The sequence below is a fragment of the endosymbiont of Lamellibrachia barhami genome (assembly GCF_011947365.2).
GTDB lineage: Bacteria > Pseudomonadota > Gammaproteobacteria > Chromatiales > Chromatiaceae > QGON01.
The window spans coordinates 1693438-1715997 of sequence record NZ_JAAVSH020000001.1; the positions used below are offsets into that span (position 1 = coordinate 1693438).

Genomic DNA, 22560 nt, shown 5'->3' on the forward strand with positions numbered 1-22560 from the left:
TGCCAAAGCCCAAACTACTCGACAGCGCCCTCGACACCAAGAATTTACCGACATTCCCCGCAATGTGGAGCTGAGAATATTCCTGAGCGTGGGCCACCACCCTGTGCGAGAACAAAACACTGGCGGCGAATGACCTGCTGCTGCCGGAAACACCGCTGGATCACAGCAATACCAAATCCGATCAACCTGGGCGATGCTCAGGATATCGAACGTATGACGCAGCGCGCTGGAAGAGACACACTGATTCCAACCGCCGCCGCAAAAGAGATCGGCGGCGAGCCTGCGTTCCTGCGCCACTATTGGAGAAGCTGGGGATTGATTGAAGGTGAAAGGAGAAAGGTGAAAGGCTAAAGGCTAAAGGCTGGCAAATCGAAGATTTGCCTGAATCTTGTGTCAAACCTGTAGGCCCGATCAAGCGTAGCGGATCGGGCACCCAAGCTTTGGCAGCACATTCCAGGTTGCCGGTTCCGCTACGCTTCTTCAGTCACAAAGGGCAGCAGCGACAGCGTTCGGCTTATCCGGTGGAATGGCCTCCTTATAGCCTTTCGCCCAAAAAATCGTTTACCGCCTGAGATTAACTGCAACACAATCTCCTCCTATCCCCCAATGTGACAAAAAATGTCACATTCTGACACCCAGGGCACAGGACGGCACAGATATTGCTAGCCATTTAATTCTTTCCAACGCCAATATCAGATAATAAATCGTCTGAATAACAGTTGTTTTTCAATTAGTTAGCTCGCTCCCCACTAAAATGCGCTGCAGTTCCGCACTGTATGGCACGAAGCCTGCGATATCAGGGCAACCAATTCGATATTGTCGAATTCAAGTTTCAAACGCAGTGACCGATACAACGGACACCAACCAAGCACATGAGGCACGAGACTAATGAAGAAACTTCAATCAGGTTTTACCTTAATCGAGCTGATGATCGTGGTCGCGATCATCGCCATCCTGGCCGCCATTGCGATTCCAGCCTATAACGGTTACATCAGTGAGGCCAACCTCACCCGTGTTGACACCGCGTATCAGGAGGGCGTCAACTTTGTCCGCGCAGAGATGTCCCGACGTCAGGCTATAGTCGCCCGTGGAGGTACCTTCCCGACAATTACCCCCGCTCTATGGACCGCTGCCCTTAACACTGATGGAGGCACCGCACCAGACGGCAACGACGCATTCTTAGAAGGATCTGCCACCGGCACCCTTGCGGGACAAGTAGGTGTCACGGGCAACGGAACCGACGGCAGCCCAGTTGTAATTGCTCGCCCAGCCTTTGATCCGGCAGATGACGCGAACACCGCATTGGTAGCACAAACGGCCACTATCGACATCAACGGCGTAGTTAACTATGGAAGTTAACTCGGTTAACCAACACAGCAGGTAGCAGGCACAATATGGGAGGAAGCGGCATCACGACCGCTTCCTCCTTTTTGCATTTTTTTCCAGCAGCCTTTAACCATGAATGGGTGTAACTCATTCGATGTAAACATGGGGCAGAAAACATGAAACACGGATTCTCCAACAGCCATGGTTTTACCCTGGTGGAACTGATGATCACCGTGGCCATCATCGCTATCATCTCCGCGATCGCCTTCCCCGCCTATCAGGGTTACGTGGCAGAGGCCCGCATCGGCACCGCACGTATGAACACCGAACCCCTGCGACTGGCGCTGGAGGACTTCTTCCTCGATAACAACGGCTATGTTGCCGGCCAGTGGGATGCCGACGCAGCCGGGACAAGGACACTGGACGATGCAGGCAACTTGGGCTGGCGGCCCGATGGAGACGGCGGCAACTATGATTATGTGGTGGCAGCGCCCGCAGCCCCCGGTACAATTGCCACTGGCTACAGTCTGACCGTAACCGATACGAATGATGCCGCCGCCACCATCACCTGCAACCGTGATCAGACCAACGGCACCTATGTCTGCAATTGATCCCTTGGGTATTGCAGGCTATATTGCCTTAAGTAGATCAGCTGCTTGCAGACTGTTTTTGAAGCAACACATCCAAATGTGATTCGTTTCCCTGTAGCATCCGGCCTGATCCACTAGACCCGGCAGCAACATACCGGCGCATAATAACCAGAGACAGCAAGGCAGAGGCAGAAAGATTCCCCATCGAATCGATCTCAGGACAGGATGGCTACCACCAAACCCAAATTGAAGCTCAGCGGCATGGCTCGCGGTCTCATTCAGGACGACCTGATCTCTGAAGAGCGGGCGGAAGCGGCTTTTGCCGAGGCGCTGAAACAGCGTGCCCCGTTTGTCACCCATCTGGTCGAGAATCAACTGCTCAACAGCCTCGACATCGCCATCTCCGCCTCCCGCAGTTTTGGTGTGCCTATCTTCGACCTCGACGCAGTGGATTTGGATGTCCTGCCGCGGGATCTGGTGAATGAAAAGCTGATACGCGCCCACCATATGCTGCCGCTGTTCAAACGGGGCAATCGGCTCTTCATGGCGGTCTCCGACCCGACCAAACATCGGGGCCTCGATGAGATTCGCTTCAACACCCGGCTCTCATCCGAGGCGATCCTGGTCGAGGAGGACAAACTCACCCGCCTGATCGAGCAGGTGCTGGAGGCCCAGGACACCAGCATGGACGACCTGCTGGACACCGATCTCGACAACCTGGACATCAGCAGCGGCGAAGATGAACCCCCGGGTGAAGGGGACCTGGATGTCGATGAAGCCCCGGTGGTGCGCTATGTCAACAAGATCCTGCTGGACGCCATCAACGTCGGGGCATCGGACGTCCATTTCGAGCCCTACGACCAAAAATACCGCATACGCTATCGCCAGGACGGCCTGTTGCGTGAGGTCGCATCGCCACCCTCCAACCTGGCGAACCGTCTGACCAGCCGGGTCAAGGTCATGTCACGCCTGGATATCTCGGAGCGTCGCATCCCCCAGGATGGGCGCATCAAGATGAAGCTGTCGAAGAACCGTTCCATCGACTTTCGCGTCAATACCTGTCCCACACTCTACGGAGAGAAGGTGGTACTGCGTATCCTCGACCCCGCCAGCGCCCAACTCGGCATCGAGGCATTGGGTTTCGAGCCGGAGCAACGCGAAGTCTTTCTCAACGCCATCGGCAAACCCTACGGCATGATCCTGGTAACCGGCCCCACCGGCAGCGGCAAGACCGTCTCCCTCTATACCGCCCTGAACCTGCTCAACAAGCCGGAAGTCAATATCTCCACCGTAGAGGATCCGGTGGAGATCCAGGTGGCAGGCATCAATCAGGTCAACCAGAACGCCAAGACCGGCCTCACCTTTGCGACCGCGCTGCGCGCCTTTCTGCGCCAGGACCCGGACATCATAATGGTGGGCGAGATACGCGACCTGGAGACCGCCGAGATCGCGATCAAGGCCGCCCAGACCGGCCATCTGGTACTCTCCACCCTGCACACCAATGATGCCCCCCAGACCCTTACCCGCCTGGCCAACATGGGCATCCCCCCCTTCAATATCGCCTCCTCGGTTCTGCTCATCCTGGCGCAACGGCTGGCGCGCCGGCTCTGCGACCACTGCAAGACGCAGGACGAGCTTCCCACAGGGGCTTTGCTGGAAGAGGGTTTCACCCAACAGGAGATCGACGAGGGATTTACAATCTACAAACCCGTAGGATGTGATCTGTGTACCAACGGCTATAAAGGACGCGTTGGTATATTCCAGGTTATGCCGATTTCCGAAGACATGGGCAAACTGATCATGGAGGGGGGTACCTCCCTGCAACTGGCCGATCTGGCCGACAAGGAAGGGGTTGCCAACCTGCGCCGGTCCGGATTGCGCAAGGTCAGATCCGGCATTACCAGTCTCCACGAGATCAATCGGGTAACCAAGGACTAATCCATGGCGCGTGCAGCGAAAAAAAGACAACACAAGAGCCACCTCTACACCTGGGAGGGCAGCGACAAACGAGGCGCCCGCATCACCGGCGAAACCCGCGCCACCAACGTAGCGCTGGTGAGGGCGGAGCTGCGGCGGCAGGGTGTTGTCCCGCTCAAGATCCGCAAGAAATCCGCGCCTCTGTTCAGCGCGCGCAAGAAAAGGATAAGCAGCTCGGATATCGCCATATTCAGCCGTCAGCTGGCCACCATGATGACCGCCGGCGTCCCCATGGTACAGGCCTTCGAAATCATCGGACGGGGACACGAAAACCCCTCCATGCAGGATCTGATCCTGGCAGTAAAAGCCGACGTTGAAGGCGGCACCGCACTGGCGAATGCACTGAAGAAACACCCCTTCCACTTCGACGACCTCTTCTGCAACCTGGTCCAAGCCGGTGAACATGCCGGTGTGCTGGAGACGATGCTGCACAAGATTGCGCTCTACAAGGAGAAGACCGAGTCGATCAAGGGCAAGATCAAGAAGGCTGTCTTCTACCCGATTGCGGTCGTCCTCGTCGCCATCGTGGTCACCGCGATCATCATGATCTTCGTGATTCCCCAGTTTGAGCAGCTCTTTAGAGGGTTCGGCGCCGACCTGCCTGTCTTCACCCGGGTTGTCATCAACATCGCCCATGTGGTGCAGGACTGGTGGTGGGCCATGGTGGGTGGGGTCGTCCTGGCCGGCTATCTGATCGGCGGCGCCTGGAAACGCTCCCGCGCCTTTCGTCATCGCGTGGACCGCATACTGCTGAAGCTGCCCATTCTCGGCCCGATTCTGAACAAGGCGGCTATCGCCCGTTTTGCCCGCACCCTCTCCACCATGTCCACCGCCGGAGTACCCCTGGTGGAAGCCCTGGAGTCGGTTGCCGGCGCCACCGGCAACGTGGTCTACAGTGACGCCGTGCTGCGCATGCGGGAAGACGTGGCAACCGGCCAATCCCTGCAATTGGCGATGAGACAGCGCCATCTGTTTCCCAACATGGTGGTCCAGATGGTCGCCATCGGCGAGGAGTCGGGCTCCCTGGATGACATGCTCGCCAAGGTGGCGGATTTTTTCGAGGAGCAGGTGGATAATGCGGTCGACGCCTTGAGCAGCCTGCTCGAACCGCTGATCATGGTCATCCTCGGCACCCTGGTCGGTGGCCTGGTGGTCGCCATGTACCTGCCGATCTTCAAGATGGGCTCCGCAGTACTGGGTTAGCATCTCTTGTGAAAGAGTGACCGGAGCCAAATTTGACTCCGGCCCCGGCACACCACTCCCCCCTAACCATCGGCCAACCCTGTGTCTGTAATCATCTTCCTACAGCAAACACCCTGGGCTTTTCTGCTCTTCAGCGGTCTGCTCGGCTTGGTGGTCGGCAGTTTTCTAAATGTGGTGATCCACCGAATCCCGGTCATGATGGAGACCCAATGGCGTCGCGAGTGCAGCGAACTGAATGGAGAAGATGCGAATGATCAGCCCTCCGCCCCCTTCAATCTGAACCACCCCGCCTCCCACTGCCCCAATTGCGGCCACAAAATCCGGCCCTGGGAGAACATACCGGTACTCAGCTGGATTCTGCTCAAGGGCCGCTGCTCAGGATGCAAGACGAGAATCAGCCCACGCTACCCGGCAGTGGAGATCCTGAGCGGCATCATGACCCTGGCGGTAGCCTGGCATTTCGGTCTCAGCTGGGAGGCGCTGGCGGCAATGACCCTCACCTGGGCATTGATCGCTCTGAGCCTTATCGACTTCGATACACAACTGTTGCCCGACAGCATCACTCTGCCCTTTCTCTGGCTGGGACTGCTGCTGAGTCTCAACGGGATCTTTACCGATAGCCAATCAGCCATCATCGGCGCCGCCGCCGGTTATCTCGCCCTCTGGAGCGTCTACCAGCTCTTCAAGCAACTGACCGGCAAGGAGGGCATGGGTTACGGTGATTTCAAACTGCTCGCCCTGCTCGGCGCCTGGCTGGGCTGGCACTACCTGCCGCAGATCATTCTGCTCTCCGCTTTTGTCGGGGCACTGTTCGGCGTCACCATGATCCTGTTCCGCGGCCGGGACCGCAATATCCCAATCCCTTTCGGTCCCTACCTGGCCTGCGCCGGCTGGATCAGCCTGCTGTGGGGTGACGCCATCAACCATACCTATCTGCAATGGGCAGGCCTGCTTTAGTCGTCGTCCTCACCGGCGGCATCGGCAGTGGCAAGTCCACCGTCTCCCGGCACTTTGAAAAGTTGGGCGTACCGGTCATTGACGCGGATCTGATCGCCCGGGAACAGGTGGCGCCCGGCGCACCGGCACTGGATGAGATCAGGGAGAGATTCGGTGCCGCCGTTATCACCCCGATGGGTGGACTCGACCGTGACAGGATGCGCGGCATCGTCTTCGAGGACAGTACCAAGCGCCTCCAACTGCAACAGATCCTGCATCCCCGCATCCGTAGCGAGATGCAGCTTCGCCTGGAGCAACTCGACACATCCTATGCCGTACTGGTCATTCCACTACTGCTGGAGTCGGGGCAGAACAGCCTTGCCGACCGCATTCTGGTGGTGGATACTCCCGAGGTTCGTCAGAGAGAGCGGGTCCAGCAGCGTGACGGACTCAACGAAACGCAAATAGAGCAAATCATCGCCGCGCAGGTCGATCGCCAATCCCGCCTTGCAGCGGCAGATGATGTCATCAGTAACGACGGGGACCTCCAGGCGCTCGAAAAAGCCGTCGAACAGCTGCACCGGCGTTACCTCGGTATGGCAGAGCGGCGGCTAATCTCCAGTTGACCTTGTCTCCTGTTATGGGTAGAATCCCGCCTCTTTCCGTGTGGGGTCCCTCCCGCATTTAGGATCAACAGGTTTTCTTGGGGATAGGCTATGTATGCGGTAATTCAAACCGGCGGCAAGCAGTATCGCGTCTCAGAAGGCGACACCGTCAAGGTGGAAAAGCTGGACGTGGAAGAGGGTGCTTCTGTCGAACTGGATAAGGTTTTGATGGTTGCTGACGGTGAAGATATCAAGGTCGGCACACCTTATGTCGATGGCGGCAAGGTAACGGCCACTGTGAAATCCCACGGTCGTGGTAAAAAAGTGAAGATCATCAAGTTCCGTCGTCGCAAACATCACATGAAGCGTCAGGGACATCGTCAGTGGTACACCGAACTGCAGGTGACCGGTATCAGCGCGAGCTGAGGAGAGAACAAAATGGCACATAAAAAAGCAGGCGGCAGTACACGTAACGGCCGCGATTCAGAATCCAAACGTCTTGGCGTCAAGATCTTCGGCGGTGAAGCCATCAGCGCCGGCAGCATCATCGTGCGCCAGCGCGGTACCCGCTTCCACAACGGCGTCAACGTAGGCGTCGGCAGGGATCACACCCTGTTCGCCAAGGCTGACGGCAAGGTTCTTTTCGAAGTAAAAGGCCCGCGCAACCGTAAGTACGTGAGCGTGGTCACTGACTGAGCCTGCCTCTGACCGGATCAGCAAGGGCCTCGTCTTTGACGGGGCTTTTTGCTTTGTGGCCCCTAAACATATCTGCAAGAACGCTTGCAGGGGTCAGTGTCAAACCGGGCTGAGCTGTCAGCAGTTGATATTGCGTTGAGCGGTTTGACTCCGACCTCAAACTGAACATCTCTCCAGAGACCAACAATAGCTTATGAAATTTGTCGACGAAGCCACTATCAAGGTTGACGCCGGTGACGGCGGAAACGGTTGTGCCAGCTTCCGCCGGGAGAAATACATCCCCCGGGGCGGCCCCGATGGCGGTGACGGCGGCAGTGGCGGCAGCATCTATCTGATTGCCGACAGCGGCCTCAATACCCTGGTCGATTTCCGCACCCAGCGCATTCACCGGGGAGAGCGGGGGCAGAACGGCATGGGAAAGGAGAGAACCGGCCGCAGCGGCAAGGATATCTATGTACGCGTACCCGTAGGCACCAGAGTCAAAGACGATGAGACCGGTGAGTCCATCGGCGAACTGCTGGAGCACAAGCAGGAACTGCTGGTAGCCCAAGGCGGCGCCCGGGGAATCGGCAATGTGCACTTCAGGAGCAGTACCAACCGCGCCCCACGCCAGTTCACCCATGGTATCCCCGGTGAGTGCCGCGAACTGCTGTTGGAGCTGATTCTGCTTGCAGACATCGGCCTGCTGGGCATGCCCAACGCCGGTAAGTCGAGCCTCATCAGTAAGATATCCAGCGCCCGCCCAAAAGTGGCGCGCTACCCTTTCACCACCCTCTATCCCAATCTGGGCGTAGTGAGGCTGGGACGCGACCACAGCTTCGTGGTAGCGGATATCCCTGGCGTCATCGAAGGCGCGGCGGACGGTGCAGGCCTTGGCCTGCACTTTCTCAAACACCTCTCCCGTACCCGCCTGCTGCTGCATCTGGTGGATATCGCGCCATTGGATGAATCGGCCGATCCCGCTGACGAGGTGCGCCGCATCGAAACGGAACTGGCACACTACTCCAGTGAGCTGGCGGTGCAGGAGCGCTGGCTGGTACTCAACAAGAAAGACCTGCTGCCCAGCGGCGAACTCGAAGAGCGGCAACAACAGATTCTGACCGAACTGGGATGGACCGGACAGGTTTTCGTTATCTCCGCAGTAACCGGTGAAGGCACCCAGGAACTGGTCAGTGCCCTGATGGAGCGACTCGAAGTACTCTGGCGTGAGACGCAGACGGAAGAGGTCGAAGAGGCGCCTTGGGACCCACTGGAGGAGAAGTGACGGGAAATGATTTCACGCGACTCGATCCCCACTACCAAACGCTGGGTCATCAAGATCGGCAGCGCCCTGCTAACCTCTGGTGGCAAGGGCCTATCGCAGGAGACCCTGTCACCCTGGGTTGAGCAGATGGCACAACTCCGGCAGGTCGGCCACGAGATCGTACTCGTCTCCTCAGGCGCCGTCGCCGAAGGCATGAGCCGTATGGGGTGGCGACGCCGCCCGCACAACCTCAACGAACTGCAGGCGGCGGCAGCCATCGGCCAGATGGGACTGATACGCGCCTACGAAACCTGTTTTCAAAAACATGGCCTGCACACTGCCCAGGTCCTGCTCACCCGCGACGACCTCGCTGACCGGCCCCGTTATCTCAACGCCCGCAGCACACTGCGCACCCTTGTGGAACTGGGCGTGGTACCGGTCGTCAATGAAAATGACACCGTGGCCACCGAAGAGCTTCGCTTTGGTGACAATGACACCCTGGCAGCCTTGGTGGCAAACCTGATAGAGGCGGATCTGCTGCTCCTGCTCACCGATCAGGAGGGATTGTTCGATGCCGATCCCCGCTTTAATCCCAAAGCTACCCTGATCAATGAAACCCGGGTGGACAATCCTCAACTTGACGAGGTGGCCGGTGGCAGCGCGAACGGTCTCGGCTTGGGCGGCATGGTCACAAAGGTGCGGGCCGCCCGACTGGCCGCTCGCTCAGGCACCGGCACCATCATCGCTCCCGGCGCCAGGCCGGGGGTTTTGGCGGAAATAGCCCAAGGCAAAGAGATAGGCACCCTGCTGAAACCCGTCCAGGAGCCTCAGGCCGCCCGTAAACGCTGGCTTGCAGGCCAACTACAGGCACGAGGCTACCTCACATTGGATGATGGTGCGGTGCGCGTGCTACAGGAGCAGGGCAGCAGCCTGCTGGCAGTGGGCGTAACTGATGTCAGCGGTGAATTTGCCCGCGGCGAAGCGGTAGTCTGTCTCGATAGTTCAGGCTGTGAAGTGGCCCGTGGGCTTGCCAATTATGATGCCCAGGAGGCCCGGCACATCATGGGGCAGCCGAGCAGCCGGATAGAGGAGATACTGGGTTATGTGGATGAAGCGGAGTTAATCCACCGGGATAATCTTGTATTGCTTTGATTGTATGAAATCCCACCCGCATAAGCCGAAAACCGGATACACGGCGAAGCAAGATCAAAACTATCAGGCATAATAAAACCGGCTTTCGCCGGTTTTCCTACAGGCGCGGTCGATTACAACTTACAGCGCCTTGATCTGAGCATTCAGACGGCTCTTATGACGCGCAGCCTTGTTCTTGTGGATCAGGCCCTCATTGGAACTGCGATCAATCACGGGCACAGCACTCTTGAAGGCCTCTGCAGCACCCTCCTTATTGCCTGCTTCGATCAGACTCACAACCCTTTTGACGTGGGTGCGCATGGTGCTGCGACGGGACTGGTTGTGCAGATGGCGCTTGTCGGATTGACGTGCGCGCTTGCGGGCTTGGGCTGAATTGGCCAACTTTTGACTCCTGAACATTCATAAAATCGGAAGGGCGCGTATGTTGCGCAATAACCCAGCAAATGTCAACCCTTCTCTACGACTTCTTAAAAACTGCCGATTTTTTCACTACCTTATTATGAAATGGGCTTATACTCTGTGGCTATAATAAGTACAACAACGAATCAAGGACAGTTCACTGGCTTCTTTCCTCAAACCCTTTGCCACTGTCGGCTCAAATACCATGCTCTCCCGCATCTTCGGGTTCGTGCGAGATCTGGTATTAGCGCGCCTGTTCGGGGCCGACGCCGCCACGGATGCCTTCTTCGTCGCTTTTAAGATTCCGAACTTCATGCGTCGCCTGTTCGCCGAGGGGGCATTTTCACTGGCCTTTGTTCCGGTATTGACGGAGTACCGCAGCCAACGCTCCTTTGCGGAACTGAAGGAGTTTGTCGACAAGATGGCTGGCACCTTGGGCACGGTGCTGCTGTTGACGACCACCATCGGCGTGATCGCGGCACCACTATTGGTGATGATCTTCGCGCCAGGCTTCATCGGTGAGGATGAGGGCAAGTATGAGCTGGCAGTGGAGATGCTGCACCTCACCTTCCCCTATCTCTTCTTCATCTCTCTCACTGCTTTCGCCGGTGGCATCCTGAACGCGCACAATCGCTTTGGCGTACCGGCCTTCACCCCCGTGCTGCTCAATATATCGCTGATCGGCTGCGCACTCTTGCTTTCGCCACGCATGGAAGAGCCGGTGATGGCGCTGGCTTGGGGCGTCCTTATCGCCGGTGGCGTGCAGTTCATATTCCAGTTTCCTTTTCTCTACCAGTTAAACCTGATTCCGAAACCCAAGGTGGCCTTCCGGGACAAGGGCGTAATCCGCGTCCTGCGGCTGATGATTCCCGCCCTGTTTGGCGTCTCTGTAAGCCAGTTGAACCTGCTGCTGGATACGCTCATCGCCTCTTTCCTGGTTAGCGGCAGCATCTCCTGGCTCTACTACTCGGACCGCCTGATGGAGTTTCCGGTGGGTCTTCTCGGGGTTGCTCTCGGCACCGTGATCCTGCCCAACCTGTCGCGCAAACACTCCGAAAAATCACCCGAGGAATTTTCCAGCACTCTGGACTGGGCCCTGCGCGTCACGGTGTTGCTGGGCATTCCCGCAGCTGTAGGGCTGCTGCTGCTGGCAAGCCCGATGTTGATCACCCTGTTCCACTCCGAAGCCTTCACCACCAACGATGTCGTCATGTCGTCCCGGAGCCTGATGGCCTATGCCCCCGGCCTGATGGCCATCATTCTGATCAAGATCCTGGCGCCCGGCTTCTACGCCAGACAGGATACCCGTACACCGGTACGAGTTGGCATCATCGCCATGTTCGCCAACATGGTTTTCAATATTATTTTAGTGTTTCCTCTGGCCCATGCAGGCCTTGCCCTGGCTACGACTCTGTCGTCGATCCTCAATGCCTACCTGCTCTACCACTGGCTGAGAAAAGAGCAGATCTATCAACCAAGTCCTGAGTGGAAACTTATCTGGCTGCGCACAGGGGCAGCAGCAGCAATAATGGGGGCTCTGCTCATCTGGGGCAGCGGTGACACTGACACCTGGCTGCTACTTGGCACCTGGGAACGCATCCTCCACCTTACGTTTTGGATCATACTTGGCGCCAGCGTCTACTTTTTCGTCCTCATCGCTTCCGGAGTCAGACTGCGCCATTTTCGTTCCGCGTAAGAAGGTGACAGTCTGTTCGGTGCTACCGGATGCAATCTCTTTTTCTAAATACGGCCATCTTTAGCCTTTGACCTTTTGCCTTTTGCCTTTAACCTTTTTTTCTTCATCCCTTATAATGAACCGCTTCAAACAAGGCGGCTTTTTTTATGCAAGTCATTCGCGGCTTACACAATTTGAGAGCAGAACACCGGGGCTGTGTGGCCACCATCGGCAATTTCGATGGCGTACACCTGGGCCATCAGTCAGTTTTTCAGCATCTGCTCGAAAAAGGGCGCGAATTCGGCCTGCCCGCCACAGTAGTGACTTTTGAGCCCCAGCCCCGCGAGTTTTTTCAACCTGACGGCGCACCTGCCCGGCTCACCCGCATGCGGGAAAAGCTGCAGGCGATGAAGGATATCGGCATCGAGCGGATCGTGATCCTGGAATTCGGCAGGAAGATGGCGTCGATGCCAGCCGTTGCCTTTGTTGAAGAGTTGCTGGTCAGCGGTCTCGATGCCCGCTTCCTGTCGGTGGGCGACGATTTCCGTTTCGGCATGGGACGGGAAGGCGACTTCCATCTACTGCAGTCCATGGGAAATCAGCATGGATTCGAGGTGGAAAACATGAACACCTTCAAGCTGGATGCCGATCGCGTCAGCAGCACCCGCATCCGGCAACTGCTCACCGAGGGCAACCTGCAGGCGGCAGAGTTGTGCCTGGGGCGTCCCTATCGCATCTGTGGCCGCGTGGCGCACGGAGACGAACGTGGACGCACCATCGGCTTTCCCACCATGAATGTGAACCTGCATCGCCGTGTCAGCCCGCTACGCGGCGTCTACGCCGTCAAGGTCCGGGGCCTGGGTAAACAGCCACTGCCCGGCGTGGCCAACATAGGTACGCGTCCCACGGTGGAGGGAGACACCCGTTATCTGCTGGAAACCCACCTGTTCGACTTCGATCGCTCAGTCTACGGTGAGCATGTTCAGGTGGAGTTTGTACACAAACTACGCGACGAAAAGAGATTTGACTCATTCGAGGATCTGCGCAGACAGATTCTGGACGATGCAGCGGCGGCGCGAATTGAGCTTGGGGTTTAGCGCGAATAACTTGTAGGCCTGATCAAGCGTAGCGGATCCAGCCTACATTCTGATTCGAGACCCTCTGATAACAGCAAGATACTTTGCGCATTGAGCCGGTTTGCGGTTCAATAGCCCACTTTTGTTGAAATCCACCACAGGCAGCCGTCCGTGAGCGACTACAAGCAGACCCTCAACCTCCCCAAAACCGCCTTCCCAATGCGTGGCAATCTGGCCCAGCGCGAGCCGGAGATGCTGAAAAAATGGGAGGAAAACAATCTCTATGCCAGGATCCGCGAGGCATGCGCCGGACGACCCAAGTTTATCCTGCACGACGGCCCTCCATACGCCAACGGTAACATCCATATCGGTCATGCGGTCAACAAGATCCTCAAAGACATCATAATCAAGAGCCGCACGCTGGACGGTTTCGACGCACCTTATGTGCCGGGATGGGACTGCCACGGTCTGCCTATTGAACTCCAGGTGGAGAAAAAGATCGGCAAACCCGGCGCCAAAGTGACCAACAGCCAGTTCCGCAAGGCATGTCGCCAATATGCCGCCCAGCAGGTGGAGAGTCAGCGTAACGATTTCAAACGCCTGGGCGTACTCGGTGAGTGGGAGAACCCCTATCTCACCATGGACCATGGATTCGAGGCGGATATCATCCGCTCTCTTGGCCGCATCGTCGAGAAGGGCCACGTGCACAAAGGCTCCAAGCCGGTTCACTGGTGTACCGACTGCGGCTCGGCGCTGGCTGAAGCAGAGGTGGAGTACCAGGACAAGGACTCTTTTGCCATCGACGTGCGCTTTCGTGTGCTTGAGGAACCGGCGCTGTTCGACCGCTGCCACCATGTGCCCGATGGGCAGGGCGAAGGTCCGGTGCATTTTGTGATCTGGACCACTACACCCTGGACCCTGCCCGCCAACCAGGCAGTGGCGCTCAACCCGAGCCTGGAGTACGCAGTGGTGCAGTGCGACGGTCCACTCGGCAAAGAGCGCATGGTGATTGCCGACGCCATGCTGAAGGATGTGATGGATCGCTACAGCATTGAGAAGTATCACGTCATCGCCTACGCCAAAGGCGATGCCTTCGAGGGACTCAAGCTGCAACACCCCTTCTATGACCGTCAGGTGCAGGTGATTCTGGGCGAGCATGTCACCCTTGAGGCGGGTACCGGTGCTGTACACACCGCCCCCGGTCACGGTCTCGACGACTATGTGGTCGGCGCCCGCTATGGCCTGCCGGTGGACAATCCAGTGGGCAACAACGGCTGTTTCGTGGAGGGCACCGAACTGTTCGCGGGCCAGCACGTCTTCTCCGCCAACGAAAAAGTGATCGAAGTGCTCAAGGCACGCGGCGCACTGGTGCGCGAGAAACGCCTCAACCACAGTTATCCACACTGCTGGCGCCACAAAACCCCGATCATCTTCCGCGCTACCCCGCAGTGGTTCATCAGCATGAACCAGGCCGGGCTGCGCCAAGCCGCAATGCGTGAGATCGACAGCGTCGAATGGCTGCCCGACTGGGGCAAGGCACGCATCCAGGGCATGGTGGAGAACCGCCCGGACTGGTGCATCTCACGCCAGCGCACCTGGGGTGTGCCGATCACCCTCTTCGTCCATAAAGAGACCAACGAACTGCACCCCAACTCCGCCGAACTGGTGAAAGCCGTGGCAAATCGGGTCGAGGAGAAGGGCTTTGAGGCCTGGTTCGATCTCGACACCCAAGAGCTGCTGGGAGACGAAGCCGCTGACTACACCAAGATCACCGACTCACTGGATGTCTGGTTTGATTCCGGAGTGACCCATCAGTGCGTACTGCAGGCCCGTGAGCAGCTGCGCTTCCCGGCGGATCTCTATCTCGAAGGCTCCGACCAGCACCGCGGCTGGTTCCAGTCTTCCCTGCTCACCTCGGTGGCGATGAACGACTGCGCCCCCTTCAAACAGGTGCTGACCCACGGCTTCACTGTCGACGATAAGGGCGAGAAGATGGCCAAGTCGAAGGGCAACGTGATGGCGCCACAAAAGGTGATCAAGAACCTCGGCGCCGACATCATCCGGCTCTGGGTGTCGGCCACCGACTACCGCAACGAGATGACCGTCTCGGACGAGATCCTGAAGCGCACCGCCGACGCCTACCGCCGCATACGCAACACCACACGTTTCCTGCTCAGCAACCTCAACGGGTTCGAGCCGGCGCAGAACATGGTAGCACCGGGCGAGATGATCGAACTCGACCGTTGGGCGGTGGACCGCGCCCTGCGGCTGCAGCAGGAGATCATCGAAGCCTACAAGCACTATCAGTTCCACCTGATCTACCAGAAGGTGCTCAACTTCTGCGTCACCGATATGGGCGGTTTCTATCTCGACGTGATCAAGGACCGGCAGTACACCACCCAAGCGGACAGCCTGCCGCGTCGCTCCTGCCAGACTGCGATGTACCACATCGTTGAGGCGATGACCCGCTGGCTGGCCCCGATTCTCAGCTACACCGCCGATGAGGTCTGGTTACATATACCGGGAGAACGTGGCGAGAGCGTCTTTCTCGAAAGCTGGTATTCGGGACTCTTCTCTCTGGATGACGATGACCGTTTTGGCCGCGCCTTCTGGGAGCAGGTAATCCCGGTACGCACTGCGGTATCAAAGCAGCTGGAGTCCCTGCGCACCGACGGCAAGATCGGTTCCGCCCTGGATGCAGAGGTGGAGATCTACTGCGACGGTGAATTGCGGGCAACCCTCGACGATCTGGGTGAAGAGCTGCGTTTTGTGCTGATCACCTCAGAAGCCCGCGTCCTTCCTCTGGCAGCCAAACCCAATGATGCAATAGAGACCGAAGTCGATGGACTCTGGATCACACCCGCACCCTCTAACCTGCCCAAGTGCGTGCGTTGCTGGCACCATCGGGAAGAGGTGGGGGTGGACAAGAAATATCCTGATCTCTGCAGCCGCTGTGCCACCAATGTCGCCGGAAAAGGCGAGATCCGGCGCTTTGCCTGAGGTCCCCATGCAACGCTGGCTCTGGCTCTCACTGCTCGTCCTCCTGCTCGACCAGGCAACCAAGCAGTGGGCGGAGGCGGCGCTGTCCGCCTATCAGCCATCCACCCTGCTGCCGTTCTTCGATCTCACTCTGATGTATAACAAGGGGGCTGCGTTCAGCTTCCTCAGTGATCAGGGAGGATGGCAGCGCTGGTTCTTCATCATCCTGGCACTGGGCGTCTCCGCAGTGTTGGCCGGTTGGATCTGGCGCCTTAAACCAGCGGAAAAAACCATCGCCGTCGCCCTCTCACTGATTGTTGGTGGCGCTATCGGCAATGTCATTGACCGTTTGCTTTTTGGCCACGTCATCGATTTTCTGCACTTTCACTACCAGGAGTACTACTGGCCCGCATTCAACATCGCCGACGCCGCAATCACTGTCGGTGTCGCGCTGATGATCTTCGACGCCCTCTTTTTTTCTGCCAAACATAAAACAGACTGACAAACCTTTCTCTGCAGCCAACCTATTTCCCTGCTATTTTTAGGCTATAACAATCATAATCCCCAAGCAGCAGTATCCGATCCACCCGGAGGTGCAAGATGCGACTGGAGGAACAGGCGAGGATTCACGCCGCCACGCAAATCAATACCGCAGAAGTTCTCGAAATAGACGGCAGACTGATCGCCACCGATAGCGACGGCTATCTGGTGAGTGCAGAAGACTGGAGTCCGTTGGTAGCAGAAACCCTGGCGCAGAGAGACGGGGTCATGCTGGGCAAGGATCACTGGACGCTGATCGACTTTCTGCACCGATTTTACCAGGAGTTTGACATCGCACCGGAGATGCCGATACTTTCACGCAACCTCTGTAAAGACCAGCACAACTGCCGCTGGACGAGGAGCTACATCAACAAACTGTTTCCGGGCGGCGCCAAGATGGCCTGCCGCTATGCCGGGTTAACAGCCCCGGTAGGAAGGAGTTGCCTGTAGTTATCAATCCGGCAATTAAATCAGGTGCATTTAGCAGGTTGGATTAGCGAAGCGTAATCCAACGTTGCTCTGCATCTGAACTGATGGGATTGTCCGATGCTTTTTTGTATGCCGGTTCAAACGTGACGGAACCGGCTGCGTTGGGCTTTGCTTCGACCTCAGCACCCGGTCTACCTGGCTTCGTCCAAGTTCGTCACCAGGGTTTCAACCTCAAGCTGCAGACTTCCCACCAGCTCATCCACACCCGCCAGTTCACCACGTTTCGCTCTTTTCTCCAGCTCTGCGGCCAGATCCCTTGCCCGATAGGCAGAAAAATGGCTGACCAGCCCCTTCAATGCATGGGCCGACCCGGCCATGACCGCAGCATCGTCCTCATCCATTGCAGAGATGATCCGGTCAAGGGTGGCCGGGACCCTTTCAACAAACATCTCAATCATCTGTCCCAACAGCTTTTCGTCACCATCGATGGTTTTCAGCGCAGCCTCTCGATCCCAAACCACCGGCCGCTGCCCAGGCTCAGCGTCCTCTATGAGATCTACATCTGTCCCGGCCTGATCCGGGGAATCAACCGCTTCCTGGGGGGCCAGCAGCAACCAGCTGGAAAGCAGACTGGCAAGTTCGCCAGGCTGGAAGGGCTTGCTGATGTAGTCATCCATGCCGTGATGAATCGCCTCTTCTCTCGCCCCCTCCATCGCATTTGCCGTCATCGCGATAATGGGAGTCCGATCCCCACCACTCAACGCTTCACGATTACGAATCATCCCTGTCACTTCATAGCCGCTCATCCCCGGCATCTGGCAGTCCATGAGAATCAGGTCATACTCCACCATCCGGCTCTTTTCGATCGCCTGTTGTCCATTCTTCGCCTCGTCGGGAGAGATGCCTAACTTCTCCAGAATCCCCACTGCCACCATGAGGTTCATCGGCTCATCGTCAACCACCAGCACAAGTCCCTGAAACCGAGGGAGGATCTGCTGCGCTCTCTTTCCTTCTCTCCCCTGTTGCAACATCGCATTATCCCTTGTACTGAAGAGGTTACTCAGCATCTCGAACAGTTGAGCCTTACGAACCGGCTTGGCCAATACACCATCGATCTTGCCCACATCATAGTCACCCACCGAGCGCCCACCCTGAAGCAGGGATACGATCTTTATACCATTGGTTGCAGGATCGTTCTTCAGACCTTCGACATACTCCCTCCCCCCGGATTCAATGGCATCACAATCCAGCAACAGCAAATGGTACTTCTGCCTCCCCCGAACTGCATTCTCATGCAGAATCTGCATCGCCTGGGGGTAACTTGCACAGGTGGAAAGTTTCAGGAAGGGGTCTGTCTCAAGGTAGGTTTCCAGCACAAAACGACTGGTTGCACTGCCTCCCACAATCATGACCCAGCGTTCGGACCCGTCACTCTGCGACGCTATCCGGAAAGGCTCTGCCTTTGAAACATGCATCAGCGGAAGATGAAAGAAGAAGCTGGAGCCCCGGCCCACGCGGCTGGTCATACCGAGCTCCCCACCCATCATTCTGACCAGTTCCTTACTGATACTCAGCCCCAGCCCTGTGCCACCATATTTTCGTGTGACGGAACCGTCACCCTGGGTAAAGGGCTCAAAAAGATGCGCTTGGTCGTCTTCCTGAACACCGATACCGGTATCTTCAACGGTAAAGCGTATCCACTGCTTCCCGCCGTGTTCCTCCGTGAGTTCAACCTTCAGAAAAACTCCACCACGATTAGTAAACTTTACCGCATTGCTCACCAGATTGGAGAGCACCTGTCTGATGCGGGTCGGATCGCCGCTGAAGACCCCGGAGATGGAGTTTGCGATGTAGCAGTTCAACTCCAGATTCTTACTGTTGGCGGACTCCACGAAGAGCGATGCGGTCTCCTCCACCAATCGGCCAAGATCGAAATCCACACACTCCAATGTCAGTTTTTCCGCTTCAATCTTGGAGAAATCGAGTATGTCGTTATCTGCTGCGCTCTCTCCTTCTCTCCCCTGTTGCAACATCGCATTATCCTTGTACTGAAGGGTTACTCAGCATCTCGAACAGTTGAGCCTTACGAACCGGCAGCCCAATACACCATCGATCTTGCCCACATCATAGTCACCCACCGAGCGCCCACCTGAAGCAGGGATACGATCTTTATACCATTGGTTTGCAGGATCGTTCTTCAGACCTTCGACATACTCCCCTCCCCGGATTCAATGGCATCACAATCCAGCAACAGCAAATGGTACTTCTACCTCCCCGAACTGCGATCTCATGCAGAATCTGCATCGCCTGGGGGTAACTTGCAGGTGGAAAGTTTCAGGAAGGGGTCTGTCTCAAGGTAGGTTTCAGCACAAAACATTGGTTGCACTGCCTCCCACAATCATGACCCAGCGTTCCGGACCCGTCACTCTGCGACGCTATCCGGAAGAGCTCTGCCTTTGAAACATGCATCAGCGGAAGATGAAAGAAGCTGGAGCCCCGACACGCGGCTGGTCATACCGAGCTCCCCACCCATCATTCTGACCAGTTCCTTACTGATACTCAGCCCCAGCCCTGTGCCACCATATTTTCGTGTGACGGAGCCGTCGCCCTGGGTAAAGGGCTCAAAAAGATGCGCCTGGTCGTCTTCCTGAACACCGATACCGGTATCTTCAACGGTAAAGCGTATCCACTGCTTCCCGCCGTGTTCCTCCGTGAGTTCAGCCTTCAGAAAAACTCCACCACGATTAGTAAACTTTACCGCATTGCTCACCAGATTGGAGAGCACCTGTCTGATGCGGGTCGGGTCGCCGCTGAAGACCCCGGAGATGGAGTTTGCGATGTAGCAGTTCAACTCCAGATTCTTACTGTTGGCGGACTCCACGAAGAGCGACGCGGTCTCCTCCACCAATCGGCCAAGATCGAAATCCACACACTCCAATGTCAGTTTTTCCGCTTCAATCTTGGAGAAATCGAGTATGTCGTTGATGATGTGCAGCAGGGAATCGGCGGAATGTCGTGCAGTATCCAGATAGTCCCGCTCTTTACCCTCCAGATCGGCATCTTCCAGCAGGGCCAACATCCCCATCACCCCATTCATCGGGGTACGGATCTCATGACTCATATTGGCCAGGAATTCACCGCGCGCCTTCACTGCGGAGAGCGCCTCATCCCGTTTGCGGCGCAACTCTTCCAGAGCATGGGCGAGACTGCGTTCATTCTGCCTGAGCTTCTCCAGGATCTCGGCAGAACCCAGAATGTAGTTGATGCGCTGTAGCAGTATGGGCCACTTCACCGGTTTGGTGACGAAGTCAGTGGCCCCCATGGTGTAGGCGCGCTCCACCGCTTCGATGTCACCGCGGCCTGTCACCATGACGATAGGTATGTCCTTTGTTTCCATCCGTCGGTGCATACGGCGGCAGGTCTCAAACCCGTCCAGCAGCGGCATCTCCACATCCAGCAGCACCAGATCGGGCTGCTCCTGCTCGAACAGCTCCAGGGCTTCATACCCCTCGGTTGCTTCCAGCACCTCAAAGCCGCTATCCTCCAACACATCCTTGGCGATCTGTCTTGCCGTGATCTCGTCATCCACGATAAGAATCCTGGGGCCACCCGTATTCTCACTGCCAGCCGCGCCGCGCTCATCCGCTCCCAGCTCTTTCTGCACCAAGCCTTGCAGGGCATCACCGACACGACTGTACTCAGCCTCAATGGCCGCCAGACGTTCCGGGGCATTCGCCAGTTGCCCGGCCCGGCCTTCAAGTTCGAGGGTCTTACAGAGACTTGCCAGTTCGGTTGCAGCCAGGTTGCCACTGGCGGCACTCAGACTATGCGCAGCCTGGGAGATGGCACCTGCATCCAGGGTCTCAACGCCATCGAGGAGGTTGTCCAACAGTCTGTGGGAGCTTTCAAGATAGACCTTTACTAGCCGGGAGAAACGACCCTGCCGCTTTCCATTGTAGTGGGTGCGCAGTTTTTCCATCTTTTGTGGAACCAGCGCACCCTTCGAAGAAGATTCATCCATCACCTCCTGCAGCTCATCACCCAATTCCGGCGGCTCACCTGACACAGGCGTAAGCCACCGTCCGAGCGTACTGGCCAGATCTGGCAGCTCAAAAGGCTTGGCGAGAAAATCATCCAGCCCCTGTTGGAGGTACTGATCCAGATCCTGCGCCGAGGTCCTGGCGGTGATCGCCACGATAGCAAGCCGCTTATCCGAGTCATTTTCAGTCCGTCTGATTGCCTGAGTCGCTTCTATGCCATTCTGCCCCGGCATGTGGATATCCATGAGTAGCAGATCGTAGGAGAGGCGACGTACTGCCTCGATGGCCTGTTCCCCATCGGTAACGATATCGACCTGGCATCCCAGCTGCTGCAGCATGGCCTCTGTCACTTCCTGGTTGACCGGGTTATCCTCAGCCAGCAGTACTCTGGCTGCAAAAACCGGCAGGGTCACACTCTCGGCAGTCTGACCGGCAGATTTCAGTTCACTCTCCCAATTCTCCGAAGGAGCAGCAAAACCGGCGGTGAAGCGGAAAGTGCTGCCACACCCCGGCTCACTCTCCACGGTGATGTGCCCTCCCATCAGTTGAGATAACTGCTGTGAGATTGAGAGCCCCAGGCCCGTTCCACCGAAATAGCGGGAAGTTGAACCATCCGCCTGAGTAAAGGCGGAAAATATCTCAGACTGCTTCTCTTCAGGAATTCCGATACCTGTATCGGTTACCTGAAAACAAAGCGGTATCGCCTGCACTCCATGCTCCAATCGACTGACAGTAAGCCGGACCTCGCCGCTTTCAGTGAATTTGATGGCATTACCCAGGAGATTAGTCAGCACCTGACGCAGACGCGTTGGATCGCCCTGCATCCCGCTGGGAACATCCTCTTCCAACTCATATTCGAGACTCAGACCTTTGCGGTGTGCAGGTTTTTTGAATAGTTCGCAGGTCTCCGCCACCAGCGTCCGGAGATCAAAATCGACAGTTTCCAGATCCAGCCTGCCTGCCTCGATCTTGGAAAAATCGAGCAGATCATTGACGATATTGAGCAATGTGCCGCTGGAATTACGGATCGTGTTCGCATAGTGAAACTGTTTCTCATCAAGTTGGGTTCCCAACAACAGTTCGGTCATGCCCAACATGCCGTTCATGGGAGCACGGATTTCATGGGTCGCATCCGCCAAAAAGCGGGATTTGGCCCGATTTGAAGCCTCTGCACTGCTCTTTGCCTTGGCAAAGTCCCGTATCTTTTTTTCCAGCTCGACATGCTCGCGGCTGAGTTGACTCGTCCGCGCCTCAACCAGACGCGACATGTCCGAACTGTACGCGGATATCGAGGTATCGCGACGCTGAATCGCTTCCAGCAGATCATTGATGCCTTCGTAGAGTTTGCTAAATCCTGTGCGCTGCTCGGGTTTCAGACGTAGTGTGTAGTCACCGTCACTGGAGAGTGACTTCAGTGCCTCAAGCAGTTGATCCAAAGGAACGGAAAACCGCTTTTCCATCCAAAGCGCAACAAACAGAATGATTGCCAGGGTAAGGCCTGAGACCGCAACCAGGGTTGCAACAGAGGGAAAATGAGGCTCCGCAAAGAGCGGGGAGATGAAATAGAGCAGCGTGAAGACAATCGTCAGGGCAAGTACTGAAATCAGCAGCAGATTGACTATCAGCTGGAAACGTACTGAGGCCCCCCTCAACCCTTTCATTGCACAGCACCTTCTCTGAAAAGCGTACTGGGA

Annotated in this window: 19 protein-coding genes; 16 read left to right on the forward strand and 3 right to left on the reverse strand. The window is 56.9% G+C overall.

Annotated elements, in window-relative coordinates:
• The 11 genes from G9Q73_RS19210 to proB form a co-directional block, all read left to right on the forward strand.
• On the forward strand, positions 1-351 hold a 351-nt coding region (locus G9Q73_RS19210), incomplete at its 5' end, for a hypothetical protein (protein WP_218649936.1).
• Positions 352-888: 537 nt separating this feature from the next.
• Positions 889-1359: a prepilin-type N-terminal cleavage/methylation domain-containing protein gene (locus tag G9Q73_RS20695; RefSeq protein WP_177419246.1), complete on the forward strand. Its 471-nt coding sequence runs from the start codon at positions 889-891 to the stop codon at positions 1357-1359.
• A gap of 143 nt (positions 1360-1502) precedes the next feature.
• Positions 1503-1937: a type IV pilin protein gene (locus tag G9Q73_RS19980; RefSeq protein ID WP_177419247.1), complete on the forward strand. Its 435-nt coding sequence runs from the start codon at positions 1503-1505 to the stop codon at positions 1935-1937.
• A gap of 204 nt (positions 1938-2141) precedes the next feature.
• Entirely contained in the window at positions 2142-3854 is a 1713-nt protein-coding gene (gene pilB, locus G9Q73_RS07570) for a type IV-A pilus assembly ATPase PilB (RefSeq protein WP_177419248.1), read from the forward strand.
• Positions 3855-3857: 3 nt separating this feature from the next.
• Entirely contained in the window at positions 3858-5096 is a 1239-nt protein-coding gene (locus G9Q73_RS07575) for a type II secretion system F family protein (RefSeq protein WP_177419249.1), read from the forward strand.
• 81 nt (positions 5097-5177) lie between these two features.
• The gene (locus G9Q73_RS07580; RefSeq protein ID WP_177419250.1) at positions 5178-6053 is read left to right on the forward strand and encodes a prepilin peptidase; all 876 of its coding nucleotides are present in this window, start codon (positions 5178-5180) and stop codon (positions 6051-6053) included.
• On the forward strand, positions 6035-6658 hold the full coding sequence (gene coaE / locus G9Q73_RS07585) for a dephospho-CoA kinase (RefSeq protein WP_177419251.1): 624 nt from the start codon (positions 6035-6037) through the stop codon (positions 6656-6658). Before G9Q73_RS07580 ends, coaE begins: the two co-directional genes overlap by 19 nt.
• A gap of 90 nt (positions 6659-6748) precedes the next feature.
• Positions 6749-7063 (forward strand): 50S ribosomal protein L21, encoded by a 315-nt coding sequence (gene rplU / locus G9Q73_RS07590; protein WP_177419252.1) that lies wholly within the window; start codon positions 6749-6751, stop codon positions 7061-7063.
• Positions 7064-7075: 12 nt separating this feature from the next.
• On the forward strand, positions 7076-7333 hold the full coding sequence (gene rpmA, locus G9Q73_RS07595) for a 50S ribosomal protein L27 (protein ID WP_177419253.1): 258 nt from the start codon (positions 7076-7078) through the stop codon (positions 7331-7333).
• A 193-nt stretch (positions 7334-7526) separates the two neighbouring features.
• A complete protein-coding gene (cgtA, locus tag G9Q73_RS07600) occupies positions 7527-8597 on the forward strand; it encodes an Obg family GTPase CgtA (RefSeq protein WP_177419254.1) in 1071 nt (356 codons plus the stop codon).
• Between the two features lie 6 nt (positions 8598-8603).
• Entirely contained in the window at positions 8604-9728 is a 1125-nt protein-coding gene (proB, locus tag G9Q73_RS07605) for a glutamate 5-kinase (RefSeq protein ID WP_177419255.1), read from the forward strand.
• A gap of 120 nt (positions 9729-9848) precedes the next feature.
• Here proB and rpsT read toward each other — a convergent pair whose 3' ends face one another.
• On the reverse strand, positions 9849-10109 hold the full coding sequence (rpsT, locus tag G9Q73_RS07610; protein WP_177419256.1) for a 30S ribosomal protein S20: 261 nt from the start codon (positions 10107-10109) through the stop codon (positions 9849-9851).
• Positions 10110-10287: 178 nt separating this feature from the next.
• Here rpsT and murJ point away from each other — a divergent pair, with 178 nt between their 5' ends.
• The 5 genes from murJ (at position 10288) to G9Q73_RS07635 (ending at position 16847) form a co-directional block, all read left to right on the forward strand.
• Positions 10288-11823 (forward strand): murein biosynthesis integral membrane protein MurJ, encoded by a 1536-nt coding sequence (gene murJ, locus G9Q73_RS07615; RefSeq protein ID WP_177421326.1) that lies wholly within the window; start codon positions 10288-10290, stop codon positions 11821-11823.
• Positions 11824-11969: 146 nt separating this feature from the next.
• Complete coding sequence (gene ribF, locus G9Q73_RS07620) at positions 11970-12899, forward strand: bifunctional riboflavin kinase/FAD synthetase (RefSeq protein WP_177419257.1); 930 nt, start codon at positions 11970-11972, stop codon at positions 12897-12899.
• A gap of 150 nt (positions 12900-13049) precedes the next feature.
• Positions 13050-15878: an isoleucine--tRNA ligase gene (ileS, locus tag G9Q73_RS07625; protein ID WP_177419258.1), complete on the forward strand. Its 2829-nt coding sequence runs from the start codon at positions 13050-13052 to the stop codon at positions 15876-15878.
• A gap of 7 nt (positions 15879-15885) precedes the next feature.
• On the forward strand, positions 15886-16359 hold the full coding sequence (gene lspA, locus G9Q73_RS07630; protein ID WP_177419259.1) for a signal peptidase II: 474 nt from the start codon (positions 15886-15888) through the stop codon (positions 16357-16359).
• Between the two features lie 98 nt (positions 16360-16457).
• Positions 16458-16847: a TusE/DsrC/DsvC family sulfur relay protein gene (locus tag G9Q73_RS07635; RefSeq protein WP_177419260.1), complete on the forward strand. Its 390-nt coding sequence runs from the start codon at positions 16458-16460 to the stop codon at positions 16845-16847.
• 170 nt (positions 16848-17017) lie between these two features.
• Here the strand turns inward: G9Q73_RS07635 and G9Q73_RS07640 are convergent, their stop codons facing one another.
• Both G9Q73_RS07640 and G9Q73_RS07645 read right to left on the reverse strand, forming a co-directional pair.
• On the reverse strand, positions 17018-18859 hold the full coding sequence (locus G9Q73_RS07640) for a response regulator (protein WP_177419261.1): 1842 nt from the start codon (positions 18857-18859) through the stop codon (positions 17018-17020).
• Between the two features lie 389 nt (positions 18860-19248).
• Complete coding sequence (locus G9Q73_RS07645; protein ID WP_177419262.1) at positions 19249-22527, reverse strand: ATP-binding protein; 3279 nt, start codon at positions 22525-22527, stop codon at positions 19249-19251.
• Between the last annotated feature and the right edge of the window lie 33 nt (positions 22528-22560).

Coding starts and splice junctions, on each gene's coding strand:
- G9Q73_RS20695 (WP_177419246.1), top strand. CDS start 889: ATGAAGAAACTTCAATCAGGTTTTACCTTAATCGAGCTGATGATCGTG.
- G9Q73_RS19980 (WP_177419247.1), top strand. CDS start 1,503: ATGAAACACGGATTCTCCAACAGCCATGGTTTTACCCTGGTGGAACTG.
- pilB (WP_177419248.1), top strand. CDS start 2,142: ATGGCTACCACCAAACCCAAATTGAAGCTCAGCGGCATGGCTCGCGGT.
- G9Q73_RS07575 (WP_177419249.1), top strand. CDS start 3,858: ATGGCGCGTGCAGCGAAAAAAAGACAACACAAGAGCCACCTCTACACC.
- coaE (WP_177419251.1), top strand. CDS start 6,035: ATGGGCAGGCCTGCTTTAGTCGTCGTCCTCACCGGCGGCATCGGCAGT.
- rplU (WP_177419252.1), top strand. CDS start 6,749: ATGTATGCGGTAATTCAAACCGGCGGCAAGCAGTATCGCGTCTCAGAA.
- rpmA (WP_177419253.1), top strand. CDS start 7,076: ATGGCACATAAAAAAGCAGGCGGCAGTACACGTAACGGCCGCGATTCA.
- cgtA (WP_177419254.1), top strand. CDS start 7,527: ATGAAATTTGTCGACGAAGCCACTATCAAGGTTGACGCCGGTGACGGC.
- proB (WP_177419255.1), top strand. CDS start 8,604: ATGATTTCACGCGACTCGATCCCCACTACCAAACGCTGGGTCATCAAG.
- ribF (WP_177419257.1), top strand. CDS start 11,970: ATGCAAGTCATTCGCGGCTTACACAATTTGAGAGCAGAACACCGGGGC.
- lspA (WP_177419259.1), top strand. CDS start 15,886: ATGCAACGCTGGCTCTGGCTCTCACTGCTCGTCCTCCTGCTCGACCAG.
- G9Q73_RS07635 (WP_177419260.1), top strand. CDS start 16,458: ATGCGACTGGAGGAACAGGCGAGGATTCACGCCGCCACGCAAATCAAT.
- G9Q73_RS07640 (WP_177419261.1), bottom strand. CDS start 18,859: ATGTTGCAACAGGGGAGAGAAGGAGAGAGCGCAGCAGATAACGACATA.
- G9Q73_RS07645 (WP_177419262.1), bottom strand. CDS start 22,527: ATGAAAGGGTTGAGGGGGGCCTCAGTACGTTTCCAGCTGATAGTCAAT.